This window comes from Microvirga sp. HBU67558 (assembly GCF_018069605.1).
Taxonomy (GTDB): domain Bacteria; phylum Pseudomonadota; class Alphaproteobacteria; order Rhizobiales; family Beijerinckiaceae; genus Microvirga; species Microvirga terrae.
In genome coordinates this window covers 56,889-75,081 of the sequence record NZ_JAGPUP010000544.1, presented here as the reverse complement: position 1 = coordinate 75,081, position 18,193 = coordinate 56,889, and the positions used below count along the sequence as shown (strand labels likewise).

The 18,193-nt window shown below is 67.3% G+C and carries 21 protein-coding genes and 1 pseudogene; 10 read left to right on the top strand and 12 right to left on the bottom strand.

From position 1 onward, the window contains the following. The 5 genes and pseudogenes from KBI52_RS34265 to KBI52_RS21790 form a co-directional block, all read left to right on the top strand. Positions 1-75: pseudogene (locus tag KBI52_RS34265) on the top strand (cold-shock protein); the annotation flags it as partial. Between the two features lie 121 nt (positions 76-196). After that, positions 197-394 (top strand): hypothetical protein, encoded by a 198-nt coding sequence (locus KBI52_RS21805; protein WP_173946230.1) that lies wholly within the window; start codon positions 197-199, stop codon positions 392-394. A 53-nt stretch (positions 395-447) separates the two neighbouring features. After that, the gene (locus KBI52_RS21800) at positions 448-642 is read left to right on the top strand and encodes a hypothetical protein (RefSeq protein WP_173946229.1); all 195 of its coding nucleotides are present in this window, start codon (positions 448-450) and stop codon (positions 640-642) included. Between the two features lie 83 nt (positions 643-725). Continuing rightward, a complete protein-coding gene (gene rpsU / locus KBI52_RS21795) occupies positions 726-1,016 on the top strand; it encodes a 30S ribosomal protein S21 (RefSeq protein ID WP_210811666.1) in 291 nt (96 codons plus the stop codon). Between the two features lie 108 nt (positions 1,017-1,124). Continuing rightward, on the top strand, positions 1,125-2,210 hold the full coding sequence (locus tag KBI52_RS21790; RefSeq protein WP_173946227.1) for a PLP-dependent cysteine synthase family protein: 1,086 nt from the start codon (positions 1,125-1,127) through the stop codon (positions 2,208-2,210). 134 nt (positions 2,211-2,344) lie between these two features. Here KBI52_RS21790 and KBI52_RS21785 read toward each other — a convergent pair whose 3' ends face one another. Next, entirely contained in the window at positions 2,345-3,235 is an 891-nt protein-coding gene (locus tag KBI52_RS21785) for an NAD(P)H-binding protein (RefSeq protein ID WP_210811663.1), read from the bottom strand. Positions 3,236-3,365: 130 nt separating this feature from the next. On the opposite strand from KBI52_RS21785, the gene KBI52_RS21780 reads away from it, so the two are divergent. Together KBI52_RS21780 and KBI52_RS21775 are read left to right on the top strand one after the other, a co-directional pair. Further along, positions 3,366-4,367 (top strand): AraC family transcriptional regulator, encoded by a 1,002-nt coding sequence (locus KBI52_RS21780; RefSeq protein WP_210811660.1) that lies wholly within the window; start codon positions 3,366-3,368, stop codon positions 4,365-4,367. Continuing rightward, positions 4,364-4,636, top strand: coding sequence for a DUF2312 domain-containing protein (locus tag KBI52_RS21775; RefSeq protein ID WP_173946224.1), 273 nt, complete (start codon positions 4,364-4,366; stop codon positions 4,634-4,636). Before KBI52_RS21780 ends, KBI52_RS21775 begins: the two co-directional genes overlap by 4 nt. A gap of 76 nt (positions 4,637-4,712) precedes the next feature. Here KBI52_RS21775 and KBI52_RS21770 read toward each other — a convergent pair whose 3' ends face one another. From KBI52_RS21770 to KBI52_RS21755, 4 genes are all read right to left on the bottom strand, one after another. Then, entirely contained in the window at positions 4,713-5,330 is a 618-nt protein-coding gene (locus tag KBI52_RS21770; RefSeq protein ID WP_210811657.1) for a hypothetical protein, read from the bottom strand. 665 nt (positions 5,331-5,995) lie between these two features. Continuing rightward, positions 5,996-6,199: a hypothetical protein gene (locus KBI52_RS21765; RefSeq protein WP_173946221.1), complete on the bottom strand. Its 204-nt coding sequence runs from the start codon at positions 6,197-6,199 to the stop codon at positions 5,996-5,998. 165 nt (positions 6,200-6,364) lie between these two features. Further along, positions 6,365-7,453 carry an aminoglycoside phosphotransferase family protein gene (locus KBI52_RS21760; protein WP_315974841.1) on the bottom strand — a complete coding sequence of 363 codons (1,089 nt, stop codon included), beginning with the start codon at positions 7,451-7,453 and terminating at the stop codon, positions 6,365-6,367. A gap of 35 nt (positions 7,454-7,488) precedes the next feature. Continuing rightward, the gene (locus KBI52_RS21755; protein ID WP_210811652.1) at positions 7,489-8,403 is read right to left on the bottom strand and encodes an alpha/beta fold hydrolase; all 915 of its coding nucleotides are present in this window, start codon (positions 8,401-8,403) and stop codon (positions 7,489-7,491) included. Positions 8,404-8,538: 135 nt separating this feature from the next. Between KBI52_RS21755 and KBI52_RS21750 the strand changes: the two genes are divergently transcribed. Beyond that, the gene (locus tag KBI52_RS21750) at positions 8,539-9,438 is read left to right on the top strand and encodes a LysR family transcriptional regulator (protein ID WP_210811649.1); all 900 of its coding nucleotides are present in this window, start codon (positions 8,539-8,541) and stop codon (positions 9,436-9,438) included. A 41-nt stretch (positions 9,439-9,479) separates the two neighbouring features. Here the strand turns inward: KBI52_RS21750 and KBI52_RS21745 are convergent, their stop codons facing one another. The 5 genes from KBI52_RS21745 to KBI52_RS21725 form a co-directional block, all read right to left on the bottom strand. Then, a complete protein-coding gene (locus KBI52_RS21745; RefSeq protein ID WP_210811645.1) occupies positions 9,480-9,755 on the bottom strand; it encodes a hypothetical protein in 276 nt (91 codons plus the stop codon). A 208-nt stretch (positions 9,756-9,963) separates the two neighbouring features. Beyond that, a complete protein-coding gene (locus tag KBI52_RS21740) occupies positions 9,964-10,173 on the bottom strand; it encodes a hypothetical protein (RefSeq protein ID WP_173946216.1) in 210 nt (69 codons plus the stop codon). A 205-nt stretch (positions 10,174-10,378) separates the two neighbouring features. Continuing rightward, positions 10,379-10,726: a hypothetical protein gene (locus KBI52_RS21735; protein ID WP_210811644.1), complete on the bottom strand. Its 348-nt coding sequence runs from the start codon at positions 10,724-10,726 to the stop codon at positions 10,379-10,381. A gap of 699 nt (positions 10,727-11,425) precedes the next feature. Next, positions 11,426-12,136, bottom strand: coding sequence for a carbonic anhydrase family protein (locus KBI52_RS21730; protein ID WP_247654555.1), 711 nt, complete (start codon positions 12,134-12,136; stop codon positions 11,426-11,428). A 124-nt stretch (positions 12,137-12,260) separates the two neighbouring features. After that, the gene (locus KBI52_RS21725; protein ID WP_173946214.1) at positions 12,261-13,343 is read right to left on the bottom strand and encodes a calcium:proton antiporter; all 1,083 of its coding nucleotides are present in this window, start codon (positions 13,341-13,343) and stop codon (positions 12,261-12,263) included. Positions 13,344-13,934: 591 nt separating this feature from the next. On the opposite strand from KBI52_RS21725, the gene KBI52_RS21720 reads away from it, so the two are divergent. Continuing rightward, positions 13,935-14,717, top strand: a complete 783-nt coding sequence (locus KBI52_RS21720) for a cysteine hydrolase (protein WP_247654554.1) — start codon at positions 13,935-13,937, stop codon at positions 14,715-14,717. Positions 14,718-14,807: 90 nt separating this feature from the next. On the opposite strand, the gene KBI52_RS21715 is transcribed toward KBI52_RS21720, so the two are convergent. Continuing rightward, a complete protein-coding gene (locus KBI52_RS21715; protein WP_210811643.1) occupies positions 14,808-15,524 on the bottom strand; it encodes a hypothetical protein in 717 nt (238 codons plus the stop codon). 665 nt (positions 15,525-16,189) lie between these two features. Here KBI52_RS21715 and KBI52_RS21710 point away from each other — a divergent pair. Continuing rightward, entirely contained in the window at positions 16,190-17,134 is a 945-nt protein-coding gene (locus tag KBI52_RS21710; protein WP_210811642.1) for a DMT family transporter, read from the top strand. Between the two features lie 42 nt (positions 17,135-17,176). Here the strand turns inward: KBI52_RS21710 and KBI52_RS21705 are convergent, their stop codons facing one another. Continuing rightward, a complete protein-coding gene (locus tag KBI52_RS21705) occupies positions 17,177-18,067 on the bottom strand; it encodes a LysR substrate-binding domain-containing protein (protein WP_173946211.1) in 891 nt (296 codons plus the stop codon). Between the last annotated feature and the right edge of the window lie 126 nt (positions 18,068-18,193).

The window sequence follows — 18,193 nt, the reverse complement described above, 5'->3', positions numbered from 1 at the left end:
GGCCAGAAGGTCTCCTTCGACACCGCCGAGGACCGCCGCTCCGGCAAAGTCGCCGTCAACAACATCCAGGCCTGAGGATGAGACGGCGCTTCACGCAAGTGCTGCCTGAAGTGCTGCCTGCGGAGCCGCTCCCCATGGGGAGCGGCTTTCTTGTTTCGCCGCGCCGTCATCGGACGGCCCACCCCGTGAGGACGTGATGAACACATTTCGAAAAGCGGCCGCCAAATCGGTGATGTTCGTGGTGGATTACGACGATGCGCGTCGGGCCTATCTCTGGATCGACAATCCGGAAGCGGCTTCCAATCCGCGCGCGGTCGAGACAACGGCGCGAGCCCGGCAGGAGCAGGGGACCCTTCCCGAAGGCACGATCGTCAGCATCAGGCGCGTGCGATAGTCGCCCGCCTGCGGCGGCCCGACCCTTAAGCGTCAAACCCAGGAGAATGATCGATGGTCCATAAATTCAAAGTTCGCCAGATGGTGCAGCTGAAACAGGCCGGGTTCTCCGACACCCGATTGAACGCCAGCAACCTCTATGAGGTCGTGCGGCTCATGCCGGCCGACCAGACCGGGGAGTTCTCCTACCGGATCAGGGCGGGAGCGATCGAGCGCGCCGTGCGAGAAGGCGAGATCCGAAGCGTTTGATCATCGACGAGGCGGATGACGTCGTCCACCGCACACACGGCATTGCGGACGTGAGGTCCGCCAGATTCGAGAAAGGACATCCTTTGCAGGTTTTCGTCAGGGACAACAACGTCGACCAGGCCCTTCGGGCGCTCAAGAGGAAGCTGCAGCGGGAAGGCGTCTTCCGCGAGATGAAGGCCCGGAAATCCTACGAGAAGCCCTCCGAGCGCAAGATCCGCGAGAAGGCGGAAGCGGTCCGCCGGGCGCGCAAGCTCGCCCGCAAGCAGGCCATCCGTGAGGGATTGATCGCCGCCCCCAAGCGTCCCGCCCGGCCTGGGCGCGGAGCCCCAGGTTCTGCACGTCCCGCTGCGCCGGCTCCGAAGCCCGCCGAGTAAGCACATCGGTCGTCCTGCGCGGAGTTCCGTCCGTCCAGAGCCGAAACTCCTGGACGGATTCGGCCCGTTTCACTAAGCTTGAGAGGTGAAAACGAGGAGGGCCCGCCAATGGACAACCCGAAGCCTCAGACCAGGACAACCGACGGCCGCGGACGGCTGTTCGACAGCATCGTCGACACGATCGGCGATACGCCCTGCATCCGCGTCAACCATCTCGCGCCCGCGCATGTCACGCTCTACGTCAAGGCCGAGTTCTTCAACCCCGCCGCCTCGGTCAAGGACCGGCTCGCCATCGGGATCATCGAGGCGGCCGAGCGATCCGGCGCGCTCAAGCCCGGCCAGACCGTCGTCGAGGCGACGAGCGGCAACACGGGCATCGGGCTCGCGATGGTCTGCGCCCAGAAGGGCTATCCGCTCGTCGTCACCATGGCGGACAGCTTCTCGGTCGAGCGGCGCAAGCTGATGCGCATGCTCGGCGCCAAGGTGGTCCTGACCCCGCGCGCCGCCAAGGGCTTCGGCATGTACCAGAAGGCCGTGGAGCTCGCGGAGGCGAACGGCTGGTTCCTCGCCCGGCAGTTCGAGACGCAGGCCAACGCCGACATCCACGAGGCGACGACCGCGCGCGAGATCCTCGGCGATTTCAAGGGCCGGCGGCTCGATTATTTCGTCACCGGCTACGGCACGGGCGGCACCGTCACGGGCGTCGGCCGGGTGCTGCGCCGGGAGCGGCCCGAGACCAAGATCATCCTGAGCGAGCCGGCGAACGCCCAGCTCATCGGCAGCGGCCGGGCTCAGGGCCGGGCCGAGAACGGCGCCCCGGCCGAGAGCCACCCGGCCTTCGAGCCGCACCCGATCCAGGGCTGGACGCCCGACTTCATCCCGTTCGTGCTCCAGGAGGCGATCGACCGGAAGTTCTACGACGAGCTGATCCCGGTGGCCGGCGCCGAAGGCATGAAATGGGCCAGGATGCTCGCCCAGAAGGAGGGCATCTTCACCGGCGTCTCCGGGGGCTCCACCGTCGCGGTCGCCATGCAGGTGGCCGAGCGGGCCCCCGAGGGATCGGTGATCCTCGCCATGCTGCCCGACACCGGCGAGCGCTACCTCTCGACCCCGCTCTTCGAGGCGATCCCCGAGGACATGACCGACGAGGAAGCCGCCCTGTCGCGCTCGACCCCGGGCTTCCAGATGGGCTGACGCCTGAGGCTGCCCGCCACCACCGTCATCACCGGCCTCGTGCCGGTGATCCCGAGTGTCTGAAGTGCCGTGCCTCACCGGATCGGGATGGCCGGCACAGCCGGCCATGACGCAGACGTGTCCGAGCGGCGCGATCAGCCCCGACCCATGACCGCCGGCCGCAACACGTCCGCGCACCATTGCCGGAAGGTGGTGGGCGTCGTGGTCTCGGGCGTGCGCGGTTCGGCGTTGTCCAGCCCCTCGGCCTTGGCCGTCATCATGGCGGCATAGCCCTCCACGAAGGCCGGCGACAGGCCCCCGGCCGAGAGCTGAGCCTTGAAGGCCTCGATCGGAACCGGGCGATGCAAGACCGGCTTGCCGAGCACCTCCGACATGATCCGCGCCATGTCGTTCTGGGAGAGGTCCTCCGGGCCGAGCACCGCCCGATGGCCCTGGCCGCTCCAGCGCCGGTCGATCAGAAGGTCGGCCGCCGCGTCGGCGATGTCGCGGGTGGCGCAGACGGGGGCCTTCCGGTCGCCCGGAACCGGCGAGAAGAACTCGCCCCGGTCGCTGATCGGCGCCACCTGACGCAGCAGGTTGTCCATGAAGGACGGCATCGTCAGAGCACGATAGTTCACGCCCGTGCCGGCGATCAGGTCGTCCATGGCGAGCGACGCGGTGACGAGCCCGGCGCGGTCCGCCATCGGGGTGCCCCGGCCCAGGGCCGAGATCCCCACCACATGACCGACGCCGTGCGTCCTGAACGCCTCGCAGGCCGGACGGGCGAAGTCGGCATAGACCGCGTCCAGGCTCTCGGCATGCGGGTTGGGCGGAGGAAGCCAGAACACCGCGTCCGCGCCGTCGAAGGCGCGGTCCACCACCTCTGCCTCGCCGTGCGAGCCCTCGACGAGCTCGATCCGCGCGAGCGTCTCCCGGGGCAGGCGCGACGGATCGCGCGCGATGACGCGGACGCGTTCTCCCGCCTGGAGCAGCCGCGCCAGGACTTGGCGGCCGATGGACCCGGTGGGCGTTGTAACGACGATCATGCCTGTCTCTTCCTTCACGACGGTACGGGATGTGCTGTCCGTGCCCATGCTTTAAGCTCTCACGGCTTTAAGCCCTCCTGGCCGGACGCTCCATGCGCGTTCGTCCGAACAAATGTCGAGATCGTCCAGAATGCCCGTCGATCCTCTCTCCGACGTGTTGGCGCTCATCAGGCCGCGAGGCTCCGTCTCGGCGGGCTTCGAGGCCGGCGGCGATTGGGCGGTTCGCTTCGCCGACCAGCACGCCCGCATCAAGTGCTACGCGGTCACCCGGGGCGCGTGCTGGCTCGCCGTCGAGGGCACGGCGGAGACGGCTCTGATCCGGGCCGGCGACTGCTTCATCCTGCCGAGTGGCCGGCCGTTCCGGATCGGGAGCGACCTCGATCGACCGCCGATCGACGCTGCCACCATCTTCCCGCCCCCGCGGGATGGGGGCGTCGTCACCGTGAACGGCGGCGACGCCTTCGCTCTCGTGGGCAGCCGCTTCGCCGTCGAGGGGCGTCACGCGTCCATGCTGCTCGCCGCCCTGCCGGCGCTCATCCACATCCGGCGCGAGAGCGACCAGGAGGCGCTGCGCTGGTCGGTGGAGCGCATGATGCAGGAGATCCGCGAGGGCCAGCCCGGCAGCGCCCTGGTGGCGCAGCATCTCGCCCACATGATGCTCGTCCAGGCGCTGCGGCTGCATCTCGCGGAGGCTCCGCCGACGCGCGTCGGGTGGTTCTTCGCCCTCGGCGATCCGCGCCTGTCGGCCGCGATGGCCGCCATGCACGGCGATCCGGCGCATCGCTGGACGCTGCGGGAGCTCGGACGGCTCTCCGGGATGTCGCGATCCAGCTTCGCCCTCGCGTTCCGCGAACGGGTCGGGGAAACCCCGATGGCCTATCTGACCCGGTGGCGGATGCTGCTCGCGGCCGAGCGGTTGTCGGCGAGCGATCCGATCGCCCTGATCGCCCCGAGCCTCGGCTATGAATCCGAGGGCGCGTTCAGCGCCGCGTTCAAGCGTGTCATGGGCCGGTCGCCGCGCGCCTTCGGCAACCGGCAGGACGGGACGGCCCGGCCGCCGCCCGGCATTAACGGGGTGCTTACCCGCCTGCCCGATAGTGCCGGTCTGGTGACGGCAAAGGAGAAGCCATGAGTGACGTCGTTGGAATTCCGGGCAATCGGATCCGCTCGTTCGTGGAGCGCATCGAGCAGATCGAGAACGAGATCAAGGACCTGAACGAGGCCAAGAAGGAGGTCTTCTCCGAGGCCAAGGGCGAGGGCTTCGACGTGAAGATCCTCAAGGAGATCATCAAGCTGCGCAAGCAGGACCAGGACGAGCGCGACGAGCACGACAGCCTGCTCGACGTCTACATGCGGGCCATGGACGAGGCCGGCCCCGAGCCGGTCGCCGCGGCGGCCTGACGAACCCCTGCGCATTCGACGCAACGAAGGCCGCCTCCGACGAGGCGGCCTTTTTCATGCGCGTGCGTGGGCGAGATCAGCCGCGTGACGGCGCCGATTTCTTGCGTGCGCCGCCCGTGCGCGAGGCGCCGGTGCCGCGGTCCTCGCCGCCCTGGCCGCCGAGCGCGCCCGTCAGCACCTCGCCCGCCGCCCCGATGGCGGCAGCCGCCACTTCGAGAGGCGCGGCCACGATCTCGGCCCCGAGGCTGCCGGCCGCCGACACGGCCCGACGGCCTTCCTGCACGCCGCCGCTCTTACCGGACTCGCCGCCCTGCGGCGCCTCGAGCACGTTCGCCACCGCCCTCAAGGCCTCGGCCATCACGGCACGGGCCTGCGGGGAGGTGAGGGTGGTCTCGAGGCTCGAGAGCCACGCCATCGGGTTCAACAGGCCGCCCTGCGGCCGGGACGCAGAGCGCGCCCGCGTGGTGGAGCGCGACGTGCCGGTAGACGCACGGGCGGAGGAGCGCGATCCCGCCGCGGAGCGGGCTTTTGCGGGAACGGCCTGCGACTTCGTCGCGGAGCGCGCGCTCGCCTTGGGCTGCGCGCGCTTCGATGCGGCCGCTCCCTTCTTGGCCGTCGACCGGGACGCGGATGCTCCCGATGTCTTGCGGGCCTTGCTGGGTTGTGAGGTCCCACTCTTCCTGCTCGTCGCCATCGTCATGTCCTCTTCTGGTGAATCCGAAAGCCGGCCGCGTCGGGCGCGGCCTCACCCATGACAATGACACCGTGTCCATTCGGTTCGCGCGAAGCTGCGGAAACGCCGCGCCGCGTCGTCGCTCCTCGCGCGGCGAGAGACGGCCGCTCAGTCCTTTCCGATGATGGGGACGCTGTGCCTCATAGAAGCGGGATCACCGGGACGAGCCTGGTGATCCCGAATGCTTTGAGCAGGGTGTCTCACAGGATGACGAGGAGCCACGAACGTCATGCCAGGAGAAGCAACAGTGGCAGACTTAACCGTGAGCCCTACCTGCTTTTGACAGAGCGGCATTGTGAGCCGGCACGCGAGAGGGACAATCCATGCGAATGCGCGTTCTGACATGTGGGGCGGGCGCGGTCTTATCGTTGGCGGCCTGCAACACGGTGACCCGTGGAGTCGAGGAGACGGTGACCATCACGGCCAGCCCAAGCACGGCGCGGATCCGGACGTCGCTCGGGCAGGAATGTCCCCGCTCGCCTTGCGTCGTGAAGGTGAATCGAAAGACTGAATTCACGGCCTATGCGGACGCCAGAGGATACCGGCCAGGGTCCCTCCTGGTGACGTCAGTGCTGACCGATAAAGCGGCCCCTGGCGTGATCGGGAACGCCATCCTGCCGGGCGGATCAGTCGGCTTGGTCCTCGATGCCGCAAACGGCGCGATGTTGGACCACAAGCCAAATCCTGCCCATATCGATCTCGTTCCTGTCGGCCGTGCCCGAAACCGGTAGCACCGGGTTCGTCCCGGTGATCCCGATCGTGTGAGGCGCAGCGCTTTTCCTGATCGAGATGGCCGGGACAAGCCCGGCCATGACATGGGAGGGTGTCATCACCGGCTCATACCGTCTCCACGTCATCACCGGCCCTGTGCCTGTGATCCCGATTTCTTGAGGCGCCGAGCCCTTCCGGATGCGAGTCGGTTGCGTGGATGAGCGGGGCCTCACGCTCGGCGAACATCCCCTTCTGCCTGAATGGTCTCCCGGCGCCGGTCCCGTTCAGACGTCACGATCGTCGAGCAGGCGGGAGAGCGTGCTTCGTCCCAAGGCACTCATCCTCGGATGGGTCCGCTGATAGTACCAGACCAGCCCCATCGCCTGCTGGAACGCCCATGCTGCTCCGCGCGCCCACTCGACGTCGTCCGATCCGAGACGGGACCGCACGATGTCCCTGCGGTCCCGATCGAGAAGATGCCACGCAGCCACGAGATCCAACGCCGGATCCGCCGGCCCGAAGCCGCCGGCATCGAGCACACCCGCGAGACGCCCGTCGCGCACGAGAAGATTGGCCGGAATGAGATCCCGATGGCTCATGACGTCGGGCCCGGATGGCGGCAGCTCCCGCAGCCGGGCCCACATGCCACGCAGGCGAGCGACGTCCAGAAGGGCGCCGCTGTTCCTGAAGCAGACGTCCATCCAGTCGTCATGATCGGGAAGGTTGCCGCCTCTCCCTGGTCCGTCGAAGCGGCGGCCACGGGTGTCCGCTGCACGCAAAGACGCGATCAGGTCGGCGACGTCGAGGGCGAATGCCGTGGACGCAGCAAGTCCGTCCGGCGTGGCCGTCTCGCCGTCGATCCAACCCTGCACCGCCCAGGCCGTCGGATACAGCGCGCTGGGTCGACCGAGCCCCAGCGGTCGAGGAGTCGCATAGGGAGAATGCTGCGCGAACTCGGTCATGGCTGCCGCTTCCCGGCGCAGCATCTCGGCGCATTCGAGCGGCTTCATGACGCGCAGGGGGAACCGTGCCGCGACACCCGATCCAATGCGGAAGATGGCATTGTCGGTGCCGGCCGATCCGAGTTGCACGATCCGTTCATGACGGTACTCGGGAAACTGATCGGCGACCAATTCACGAACGGTATCAACGTCGATGTGAACCTGATCGTCGTGCATCATGCGCCCCATGTCCCCGGCCAGCCTGGCTCCTGACGGCTGGCGACAGACATTGGTCGCAACGCCACTGCCGGCAAGCCTTCGAAACGGCACCGAATGTCCGCTGCCCGTCATCACCGGCCCTGTGCCGGTGATCCCGGCGACGAACAGTGCCGCGCCTGTCCGTATCGGGATGGCCGGGACGAGCCCGGCCATGACGGGGAGAGGTCGTGCAAACCGCGTCGTTCCGTTCAGTTGGACGTCAGGAAGGAGCGAACCATGGCGCTCGTCGCCGTCGGGTTTTCTTCCATGATCCAATGGCCTGAGTCGGGAATGATCCCCTCGGTCACGTCACTGGCGGCAAACCGCATCACGGACGCCATCATCGGGCCAAACGATTTCTCGCCCCCGATCGCCAGCACCGGCATTGCGAGCTTGCCCTTGGCCGCGAGGAAGGCCTTGTTGTCGACGGCATCCTGATCGAACGCGGCAAACTGGGCGAAACCCGAGTGCATGGCGCCCGGCAGGGCGTACAGTTTCGCGTAATGGTCCCGTGCGGCCTCGGAGAAGCGGCTGGGCGTGGCCGAGAACTCGTTCCAGAAGCGATCGAGATAGATGCGCTCGCGACCGGCAACAAGGCGCTCCATGTCGGGGCCTCCAAACCGGAAATGCCACAACAGCGGGTTCTTCAGGACCTCTTCCCACGGGCCGATCCCCGGCAAGGGAGCATCGATCAGAACAAACCGCCTCACCCGGTCCGGGTGCTGGACGGCGAAGGCGTAGCCGACCATGTTCCCGATGTCGTGCGTGACCAGATCGGCGCGATCGATCCTGAGCGCGTCGAGAACGCCTGCCACGTCGCCGGCTTGCGTCTTCTTGTCGAACCCCGCTTCCGGCTTGGAGGAAAGCCCCAGGCCGCGCAGGTCCGGAACCACGACCGTGTGATCCCGGACAAGATCCTGGGCCAGGGGCGCCCACATGTCGCCGGTTTCGCCATAGCCGTGCAGCAGAACCACGGCCGGGCCCGTGCCGCCGACGCGGACATGGATTGTGGCGCCGTTGGTGGTGATCTCCTGTGTCCGGATTTCGGCCGGGAACTGCATCTGCGCAGCAGCCGGCAGGGCGATGGCGGCGGCTCCCAGAGCACTGATGACGAACCTGAGCATCTGTCGTCTCCTTTCAACGGGAGAGCTTTTGCCGTGGCTGCGGTCAACGCGTCTCCGTCGGAGCCGGAGATAGCGTTTGAGCACCTTCCGGATTAGGCTCCGAAAGGAGAAACTGGCCTCCGGAAAGTCCGAACGATGATGAAGCTCGATGGCATCGCCACCTTCGTGGCGGTCGCGGAGGCCGGCTCGATCAGCGAGGCGGCGCGCCGTCTGAGACTGTCGAAATCCGTGGTCAGCGACCGCCTGGTCGAGCTCGAGCGCAGCCTCGGCGTGAGGCTCGTGCATCGGAGCACCCGTCGGCTGAGCCTGACGGAGGATGGGATCACGTTCCGCGAGAGGGCGTCCCGCATTGCCCACGAGGTCGAGGAAGCGATGGCGGAAATGGCCCAGCGCAGCGGCGCTCTGGTCGGGCCCCTGCGCATCTCGGCGCCTGTGACATTCGGCCGAATGCATCTCGGGCCGGCGGTGTATCCGTTTCTCGCCCGGCATCCCGGCATCGAGCTGACGCTCGACCTCGACGACCGGCGGGTGGATGTATCGGCGGAAGGTTACGATGCCGTGGTCCGGCACGGTCCGCTCATGGATTCCCGGCTGGTCGCCTGGCGGCTGGCGCCAAGCCGGCGGGTTCTCGTCGCGTCGCCGGATTACCTGGCCCGGCACGGGACGCCCGGCGCGGCCGGCGACCTGGAGGGTCATGCCGGGATCTTCTACACCAACCGGGGTGTCGACGACTGGCGGTTCCCCGGCCCGACCGGGGCGACCATCCTCCGCGGTCGGGTGGCCCTGCGCGTCAACAACGGCGACATGATGCGGGACGCCGCGCTGTCCGGGATCGGCATCGCCCTCCTGCCGACCTTCATCGTCGGTCCCGACATCGCGAAGGGCCGCCTTCAGGTCGTCGATGTGGGGCTCCGGTCCGCTCCGGAATTCATCTATGTGGCCCATCAGGAGGGCCGGCGGCCTTCGGCCAAACTGAGGGCTTTCGCCGAGTGCCTGCGTGAGGCGTTCGGAGAGCCGCCGTATTGGGAGCGGTGACGGCGCGCCCGGGCGATCCCGCCTCACGCAACCGCAGCGCGTCAGAAAAGGCCCCAGTCCGGCGTGGTTCCGGTCAGGAGCCCGTAGACGCCCGTGATGACGTGCGCATGGGCGTCGAGCCGCTCCTCGGTGGTCGTGGCCTGCTGGAGTTCGAGGTCGTGGGTGTAGAAGAATTCATCGTAGTCATCGACCGGGGGTGGATCGTTCGTCCCCGTGATCTTGCCGCCATCGACGCCGCCCGAATAGTCGAGGCCGCCGTAGAGGCCGTATCGGATTCCGTTATCGCCGAAACTGAAATAGTCAGGATTGGGAAGCATGGCCGTCCCTCGCTGGGTTTCCTGAAGGCTTCATGCTTGCCCCGGTTTGTGTCGATTGCTGGGCTGGCGCACCGGCTCAAAAGTGGATTGCTCCTGTTGAAATCGATCCGATGCTCCACGCCTGAAAAGAGCGCATCGACGGACGCGGGAGACCGTGCCCCGTTCCTTGCGCGACGCCCCATTTTCCGCGCGACGCCTCGGGTGCCCTCTATCCGTAGGGAAACGGCCGGGAGCCGAAAATCCGCTTGGGCGGCATCGGCAGCTCCTTGAAGGTTTCCCCCATCACGGCCCGCTTGATGACGGTCCGGTCGACCCCGTAATCGCGGGCGAACTGGCTCCATTCCCGCTCACCGGACGCGTATCGGAGGCGTGCCTCGAGAACCTGCTCGGTGGAAAGCTTCCTGCTCTGCGACGCCACGACGAATCTCCATAAGAACGAAGCATGAACGTCTCATGCGGCCCCGGGTTCGTCGATGGGCTGTGGCGGAGCCTGTGGAGAACGGGGAAAGGTCCCTTCGGGACGCGGCGCTTTGGGCCGCCGGCGCAGCGCTTTGGGTCGCCGGCGCGGCCCCGGGGTCCGCACGATGCGCCGGCCGGGCAGGGGGCGCGTCAGGCGCGGCCTCTCACGCCTGCGGCCGCCGGAACACGCCCTGCACGACGGTGCCGCGCCCGATCAGCTCCGGCGGCGGGTTCTCCCAGTCGACCGGCTCGGGCTGGCGCCCGTGCCAATAGATCATCCAGCGGCCCCGGTCGTCCTGATAGACGCCGTAGACCAGGTGGCCGCGCCTCGCACCGCGCGCGAGGCGCCCGCGCAGCGACAGGCCGACGATCTCGCGCAGGCCGCGCAGCACGAGCCAGGCGAGGCCGAGGATCGTGGCCGGGCCGGCGACGAGCCAGAGCGCCTGGATCGGCCCGGGCGCGGCATGAAACTTCGAGAGCCAATCGGCGAAAGCAGAATAGGGCTGGTCCATGCGGGCAACTCCCCTCGGGTGAAGCGACCACCAGCACCGCTGGTGGTCGGGGAGTTGAGAAGCCGCCGAAGGACGACCGCGCTGCCCTTTAGGCTTGCGCCCTGGACATGCGACAGCACCTCCCCGACCGTAAGGTTGGGAAGGCATCGTTGACGGCCGATACCGACCGCCTTCGGAGGGGTTCTCACGCCCCAGAGCCGGGGACACGGCTCCAGGGACGACATAACACGGTTACAGGCGGGGGCGTCAATTGGAGGCGTGCGCGCCGGCTCGTCATCGGGCCGCCGCCAGCATCACGCGACCACCGTCGTCACGCCTCCTCCGTCATCACCGGGCTTGTCCCGGTGATCTCGATCCTCTTGAGCGCCGTGCTTTTCCGATCGGGATGGCCGGGACGGGCCCGGCCATGACGGGGGAAGGGAGAGGCACGTCCCTCCTCATGTCATCACCGGCCTCGTGCCGGTGATCCCGATCCTGCGAGGCGGCGCGCTTTTCCGATCGCGATGGCCGGAACAAGGCCCTTCACCTTTCCGCACCTACGACACGTGCACATCCATGTTGCTTCTCATGCTCGATCGTGCAGGGCAGCTTGGGGACAACTGGAGGTACGACAAGCAGTGAACGTCCGCTCACGCCTCCTATGCGGACATCCGCATGATGTCTCAGGCGTGCCAGGACCGGACCTTCGTTCGCCAGCCCTCATTCCATGAACATGATGCGTCCGGTCGCGACGTCATGCATCGCTGCGACGATCTTGAGTTCGTTCCCAGCAACCAGATCCCGCAGGATCGGGCTGTCGCGCTCAAGTTCTTGCGCCGCCAATCTGGCGTTCGTGGTCGCCACCTGCTGCACGAAGTCCTTGTTCTTTGAGGTGTGGGCGCCAGGGGCGCTGCTGTTGGCTTCGATCGCCGGTCGGATCCGCTTCAGCAGGTTGGTGAGCATTCCGAGTTCCGCACCGTCGATAGCGCCCTTGACCGCGCCGCACTCGCTGTGGCCCAGCACGACGATGAGCTTCGCCCCGGCCAGCTTGGTCGCGAACTCGGCGCTGCCGACCACGTCGTCATCGGCGACATTGCCGGCGATGCGGGCGCTGAAGATGTCGCCGATGCGCTGGTCAAACACGAGTTCCGGCGGCACGCGCGAGTCAATGCAGCCGATCACCACGGCGAAAGGAAACTGTCCGCCAGCCGTCGCCCTGACCTGCTCGAGGAGATTGCAGTTGCGCATGGTCTGCGTCAGGAAGCGCTCGTTGCCTGCCTTGAGCTCCTTCAGGGCGTCGTCCGGGCCGAGGGCACGTTGCCGCTCCTGCGTCAGCGCCATGCATGAATCGGCCGCATATGCACGGCCGAGGGTCGCCGTGGTGCCGGCCAGAGCCCCGGCGCAGCAGAAGTACCGTCGTGACAACATCATCTCAACCTCCCTTAAACCCAAGGTGGCCACGGCCGGTGCCGTCCTGCTCCCCTTCCACCATCATTCCGCAGCCGCGCCCTTCAAGGCTGGCGCCGCCGCCGGAAGGTCACATCCGCCTACGCCCCTATGGCACCACGGCGAAGAACAGGAACGCCGCGAATACGACCAGGTGGACGATGCCCTGGAGCACCGTGGTCCGGCCGGTGCCGAGCGTGATCACGCCGATGAGCAGCGTCAGTGCCAGCAGGAGCCGCTCCTTGTCGCCCAGCCCAAGCTCCAGGGGCTGGCCAAGGATGAGTGAGACGGCGACGACCGCCGGGATTGTCAGGCCGATGGCCGCAAGGGCCGAGCCGAGCGCCAGGTTGAGGCTGGTCTGCAACCGGTTGGCCTGGGCGGCCTTGAGCGCCGCAAGGCACTCGGGCAGCAGCACCACGGCCGCGATGACGATCCCGATCACAGCCTTGGGCAGGCCGAGCCAGGCCAGCCCCACCTCCAGCGTCGGTGTCAGGGACTTAGCGAGCGCCACGACAGCCACGAGGGCGACAAGCAGCAGGCCGGCGCTGACGGCGGCCGTTTTGTTCGAGGGCGGCGGCGCATGCGCGTTCTCGTTGCTGGCCTCGACTGGGAGGAAGTAGTCGCGGTGGCGCACGGTCTGAATGAAGACGAACGCGCCGTAGAGCACCAGCGAGACGATCCCGGCGAAGACAAGCTGCGACGTGCTGAAGTACGGACCGGGTGCGCTTGTCGCGATGTTCGGCAGGACCAGCGTGAGGGAGGTGAGCGCCGCGAGGATGGCCAGGGCGGCGCTGGCCCCTTGCACCTGGAATCCTTGCTCGTGGTGGCGCGCCCCGCCCCAGAGCAGGCACAGGCCGACAATGCCGTTCATCACGATCATGACGCCGGCAAAGGCCGTGTCCCGAGCCAGCCCTGCCTTCTCGCCGGGTGCTGCGATCATGACGGAGACGATGAGCGCCACCTCGATCACCGTCACGGCGATAGCGAGGACCAGCGTGCCGAAGGGCTCGCCCGTCCGGTGGGCGACGACCTCGGCGTGGTACACGGCCGCGAACACGGTGGCGATGAGAACGATCCCTGCCACGGCGGCCATTAGCCCCCGCAGGCCGAGGAAGAGCGCGATCAAGAGAACGCCCCAGGCCACAGCAGGCCAGATCCACGCCCACCAGGGCATTCGTTCCGCCGTCGTCATGCGGGCCTCGCTCGTTATGCCAGTATGACGGCAGTAGCTGTCGGAAGTGAGGCGGACTTTTACCTGCACCACATCCCACCATCTATCACGAAGGTTGGATTAATCCTGGCTCACGCCGGATGTCTCTTTCGGGTCAAGAGCAGAAGGCGCAATAGCCGTACAAAGGTCCACTGGTGTTCCTGCTGCGGACGTTACTGCTGTGTCTCTCTAAATCCCCCCGCCGCCCTCGAACCACCAATCCCGCACCTCCTGGCCATAACCCTCTTTCACGCCCAATAAGCTCCCGATGAACGATGCCTCCGTGATGACCGGGTTCGCGCCCCAAGCGCCCGTTCGCGGCGGCGCCGCTCGGTGCCGCTCACCGGGACAGTAGCGGCGCTTTTACTCTCCCTCCGTGCCCTGAAGACAGATGTATGGGGCCGTGTCGGAGCTCGTGAAATCGTTTTTCCATATTGCCGTTGCGTCTGTAAGTTTTTCCCGCGAAAGCCGTGAAAATAACAATCTGGTTCTACTTGCTGGAAGCCTGACGGCCGGGCTCTACTGTGCGGGCTCATTGACACATCATCTGTCGATAACAAGAGGATACGCACGATGACCATGAATGCCTCGCGCCGTCAGTTGCTCACGGCGGCGGCCGGTCTTGCCGCGACCACCGCTGTCGGATCTCAGGCCTTCGCCCAGGACGGCCAGAAGGCCTTCACGCCGGCCCCGATCCCGGACCTCGCCCCGCAGTGGAAAAAGCTCAATTTGGCGGAAATCCTGAAGCGCCCGGCGGCGTTCGCCTCGATCAGCCAGAACAACTCGCTCTACCGTCCCTGGGGCGCCCAGGCCTCCGAACGGCAATGGGAGAGGGGAACCCTTCCGGCGACCGTGAAGGTGGCCGAGGCGGCGCGACGGGCTGCCAACTTCAAGTCCTTCAGCTGGATCGGGTACTCGGTCTTCCGGGAAAGCTACCCGCAATCGATCTTCGACAAGGTGCAATACGAGACCTGGGTCGAGGGCCTGAATTTCGACGAGGCGAAGAAGCAGGCCGACAATGAGCTCGTCGACGAACTGAAGGCGCTGGTCCAGCCGGGCGACCTCCAGTTCAACGAGCTTGCCCTTCAGACGGCCTTCGTCGGAACCCAGCTTCCGCTCGAACTGGCGCGCAAGAAGATCGAGGTGATCGTTCTGACGGGCATTCACCTGGACTGGTGCATCGAGGGCAATGCCCGGGCCGCCCGGGACAACGGCTATCTTCCGATCGTCATCGGCGATGCCACCGCGACGCAAAAGCCCGAACAGCAGGCGGCCGCCTATGAGCGGATCAACAACTTCTTCGCGCCCGTGATCTCGTCCGACCACTTCGTCAGGCTCCTGTCGCAGCCGGCCTAGGCCGCGCCCGTTCACGCGCATGGCTGAGCCGGCCGCGAGCGGTGGCCGGCTCCTGAAGGCGAGCCTGACCCTCAGGCTCGTCCATTCCTCTCAAATCCCCCCGCCACCTTCGAACCACCATTCCCGCACCTCCCATCCAAACCCTTCCTCGCGCTGGATGCGCTCGAGATGGGCGGCGAGCTCGTCGCGCAGCTCGTTGAGGCTGCGGCGGGGTTTGGGGGCGTCGATGGCGTATGTGCCGGGCTCGGGCGCCACATGGCGGTGCTTGTCGATCTCGCCGAGGGTGCGGGTGAGGCGAGCGAGCGGCTGGAGGGAGCGTTCGGCGCGCTCGATGGGCTGGGTCTCCAGGATCGCGGCGTGGCGCTCGGCCAGCGTCCAGAGCCGGTCGACGATCTGCTCGCGCCTTCGGGCCGGCACGGCCGGAGCGGCCTGCGGGGCATTCCGGCGGGCGGGCGGCGGGGCAGGGGCCGGGTTCGAGGCGGGATCGGGCGCCTGCGGGGGCGGGGTTGCGTTCGTCCGCTGGCGCGATGGCTCCGGGTTGGGACAGGCGATGCGGGGCGCCGGGGCGGCGCCGTCCGGGCGCTTCCAGCCGCCCTGAGCCACATAGCGGGAGATGGTGGACGGCGAGATCCCGAGCTGCCGCGCGATCTCCTTGTAGGGGCGGGCGGTGCATTCCACCCAGTCGCGCAGCAGGGCGACGCGCTCCGGCGAGAGCTTCTCCGGAAACCGCGAGGGGGCGGGGCTGTCGGGATCGGACAGGGCGGGCTCCGTTGGGTCGGGCGAGGGGGTGGAGGGGAAAGACGTCATGGCAATGGGAACTCGGAAACAGAACAAAACGTGAACAATATATCGGCTCGGAGAGAATGGTCAAGGCTGAGCGCCTGACCGTCATTCCGGGGCCGCGGAGCGGAACCCGGAACCCGCGCACGAACGCTCAGGCAAGAACGGTCAGGAAGGATGCGAACCGCATGACGCCCTCCCGGACATGCTCCGGCGCCAGGGCCGGGCTCGTTCCGATCGGTGAGGCGCGGCGTTCCAACCCATCGGGATCACCGGCACAGGGCCGGTGATGACGTAGCGGGAAATACACCCTCTACGTCATGGCCGGGCTCGTCCCGGCCATCCCGATCATGAAAAGCGCACCGCGTCAGCCCATCGGAAGCACCGGGACCGATCCCCGGATCAAATTCGGGGACTGTGATGACGGAGCGGTGGAACGCGCGGACAGGACCGCGCGCCGCTTGCCCATCCGGCACGACACGTTTCCTGAAAGCCACGCGAAATGCCCCTGGAACGCGCCGGTCCGGGCCGTTCCAGGGCGTTCCAGGGATTCCAAGGCCGTTCCAGGGGGCGTTCCAGGGAGGGGCCTTGGAACGTTTCATCACCGTTCCAGGGGCAATCGATCAGATATCATCATTTGTGCTGATGCGTCCGCAGGCGTATTCGAGGAGGCTTCAAGGGAACGAGACGCCATGACCGACGCCGCCGCCGCCATGCCCCCGCAGACCACGCCCGCCGGGCCCCTGAAGGGGTTCGACGGGACCACGCTCGGGCTCTATGCCGCCACCGTGTTCCTGTGGGGGGTGAGCTGGATCGGGATCCGGGCGCAGCTCGGGGTCGTGGCCCCGGAGATGTCGGTGCTGTGGCGCTTTCTGCTGGCGGCCGTGCTCATGTGGGCCTGGGTGCTCGCCACCGGGCACCGGGTGCGCTTCCCGCTCGCCGATCACGGGCGCTTCCTGGCCGTGGGCTTCTGCCTGTTCTCGTTCAACTTCCTGTCGTTCTACTACGGGGGGCTGAGCGTCCCGTCCGGGCTGCTCTCGGTGGTGTTCTCGCTCGCCTCCGTGTTCAACCTGGCCCTGAGCTTCCTCGTGTTCCGCCAGGTCGTGGAGCCCCGGGTGGCGCTCGGCGGGGCGATCGGCGTGGTGGGGATCGGCCTGCTGTTCTGGCCGGAGATCGCCGGGGCGGGCTTCAACGCGGCGGCGCTCAAGGGCCTCGGCCTGTGCGTGATGGGCACTCTGTTCTTCTGCTCGGGCAACATGATCTCGACGGTGGTGCAGCGCCGGGGCGTGCCGCTGCTCTCCGCCACCGCCTGGGGCATGACCTATGGCTGCGCGGTGCTGCTCGCGCTCAACCTGGCGCGCGGCAACGCCTTCATCGTCGAGCCGACCGTGAGATACATCGGCTCGCTGCTCTATCTCTCGGTCGGGGCGTCGGTGCTGGCCTTCATGGCATATCTCACCCTGCTGCGCCGGCTCGGCGCCGCGCGGGCCGGCTACGCCACGGTGCTGTTCCCCATCGTGGCGCTCACGGTCTCGACCCTGATCGAGGGCTATGTGTGGACGCCGCTCGCGATCGTCGGCGTCGTGCTGGCGCTCGCCGGCAACGTGCTCGTGCTGCGCCGGCCGGCGGCGAAATAGCCGTTCCCGCCGGCGAAGCGGTGCCCGTCGCCGGCCGGCGCGCTATTCGGCCGCCAGCGGCGCCATGGTGCGGGTCGAGCCGAGATTGTCCAGCGACTGCTTGATGTGGAAGCCGAGCGCGTCGGCGAGGGAGTTCTCCTCGCCGCGGGCGCGGATCAGGCCGATCTTGCACGAGGGCAGGGCCGGAAAGCCGTCGGACGGACCGAGGATGCGCATGCCGGGCCGCACGGCGCTCTCCGGCAGGACCGACACGGCCAGCCCCGCCATCACGGCCGCCCCCACGGCGGTCGAGTGCCAGCTCACATAGGCGACGCGGAACGGCCGGCCGGCGCTCTCGAGCGCCTCCGTGGCCGAGTGGCGCCAGTCGCAGCTCGGGCGGCCGAGCGCCAGGGGAATCGGGCTCTCCTCGTGCACCCCGTGGCGCGTGGACGTGACCCAGAGCAGCTGCTCGATGCGCACGATCTCGGACGGCCCGCGCCGGTCCACATGGGTGATGATCGCGAGATCGAGGTCGCCGTGCTGCACCCGCTCGATCAGGTTCGGGGTCGGCTCGCACATCACCGTGACCTCGGCCTTCGGGTTCGAGCGCGAGAACCGGGCCAGGATCTCGGGCAGGTAGCGGTCGGCGTAATCGTCGGGGAGCCCCAGGCGCACCCGGCCAGTGAGCTCGTTCTCGTTGAACGACGCCATGCATTCGGCGTTCAGCCGCACGATCCGGCGCGCGTAGTCGAGCAGGCGCTCGCCCTCGTCGGTGAGCTTCGACAGGCGCCCGTCGCGCTCGAAGATCGCCTTGCCGACCCGGTCCTCGAGCCGCTTCATCTGCATGGAGACGGCGCTCTGCGTCTTGTGCACGATCTCCGCCGCCCGGGTGAACGACCCGGTATCCGCGATGGCCACGAAGGTGCGAAGCTGGTCGATATCAAGCAGATGCATGGCGATGCCCTCATCATCAATCATGTTGATGATACATATCTCAAACAATCGTTTCAAGTGATGAAAGACGTCTGGTAGAACCTTTCACATCCTGAGAAACAAATCAGGAAATTCAACGATTCGATT

Coding starts and splice junctions, on each gene's coding strand:
- KBI52_RS21725 (WP_173946214.1), bottom strand. CDS start 13,343: ATGACGACGGCGGAACGAATGCCCTGGTGGGCGTGGATCTGGCCTGCT.
- KBI52_RS21715 (WP_210811643.1), bottom strand. CDS start 15,524: ATGACGTCTTTCCCCTCCACCCCCTCGCCCGACCCAACGGAGCCCGCC.
- KBI52_RS21750 (WP_210811649.1), top strand. CDS start 8,539: ATGATGAAGCTCGATGGCATCGCCACCTTCGTGGCGGTCGCGGAGGCC.
- KBI52_RS21710 (WP_210811642.1), top strand. CDS start 16,190: ATGACCGACGCCGCCGCCGCCATGCCCCCGCAGACCACGCCCGCCGGG.
- KBI52_RS21805 (WP_173946230.1), top strand. CDS start 197: ATGAACACATTTCGAAAAGCGGCCGCCAAATCGGTGATGTTCGTGGTG.
- KBI52_RS21790 (WP_173946227.1), top strand. CDS start 1,125: ATGGACAACCCGAAGCCTCAGACCAGGACAACCGACGGCCGCGGACGG.
- KBI52_RS21720 (WP_247654554.1), top strand. CDS start 13,935: ATGACCATGAATGCCTCGCGCCGTCAGTTGCTCACGGCGGCGGCCGGT.
- KBI52_RS21775 (WP_173946224.1), top strand. CDS start 4,364: ATGAGTGACGTCGTTGGAATTCCGGGCAATCGGATCCGCTCGTTCGTG.
- KBI52_RS21780 (WP_210811660.1), top strand. CDS start 3,366: ATGCCCGTCGATCCTCTCTCCGACGTGTTGGCGCTCATCAGGCCGCGA.
- KBI52_RS21800 (WP_173946229.1), top strand. CDS start 448: ATGGTCCATAAATTCAAAGTTCGCCAGATGGTGCAGCTGAAACAGGCC.
- KBI52_RS21760 (WP_315974841.1), bottom strand. CDS start 7,453: ATGGCCGGGCTCGTCCCGGCCATCCCGATACGGACAGGCGCGGCACTG.
- KBI52_RS21785 (WP_210811663.1), bottom strand. CDS start 3,235: ATGATCGTCGTTACAACGCCCACCGGGTCCATCGGCCGCCAAGTCCTG.
- KBI52_RS21755 (WP_210811652.1), bottom strand. CDS start 8,403: ATGCTCAGGTTCGTCATCAGTGCTCTGGGAGCCGCCGCCATCGCCCTG.
- KBI52_RS21770 (WP_210811657.1), bottom strand. CDS start 5,330: ATGGCGACGAGCAGGAAGAGTGGGACCTCACAACCCAGCAAGGCCCGC.
- KBI52_RS21735 (WP_210811644.1), bottom strand. CDS start 10,726: ATGGACCAGCCCTATTCTGCTTTCGCCGATTGGCTCTCGAAGTTTCAT.
- KBI52_RS21730 (WP_247654555.1), bottom strand. CDS start 12,136: ATGATGTTGTCACGACGGTACTTCTGCTGCGCCGGGGCTCTGGCCGGC.
- KBI52_RS21745 (WP_210811645.1), bottom strand. CDS start 9,755: ATGCTTCCCAATCCTGACTATTTCAGTTTCGGCGATAACGGAATCCGA.
- KBI52_RS21705 (WP_173946211.1), bottom strand. CDS start 18,067: ATGCATCTGCTTGATATCGACCAGCTTCGCACCTTCGTGGCCATCGCG.
- KBI52_RS21765 (WP_173946221.1), bottom strand. CDS start 6,199: ATGACACCCTCCCATGTCATGGCCGGGCTTGTCCCGGCCATCTCGATC.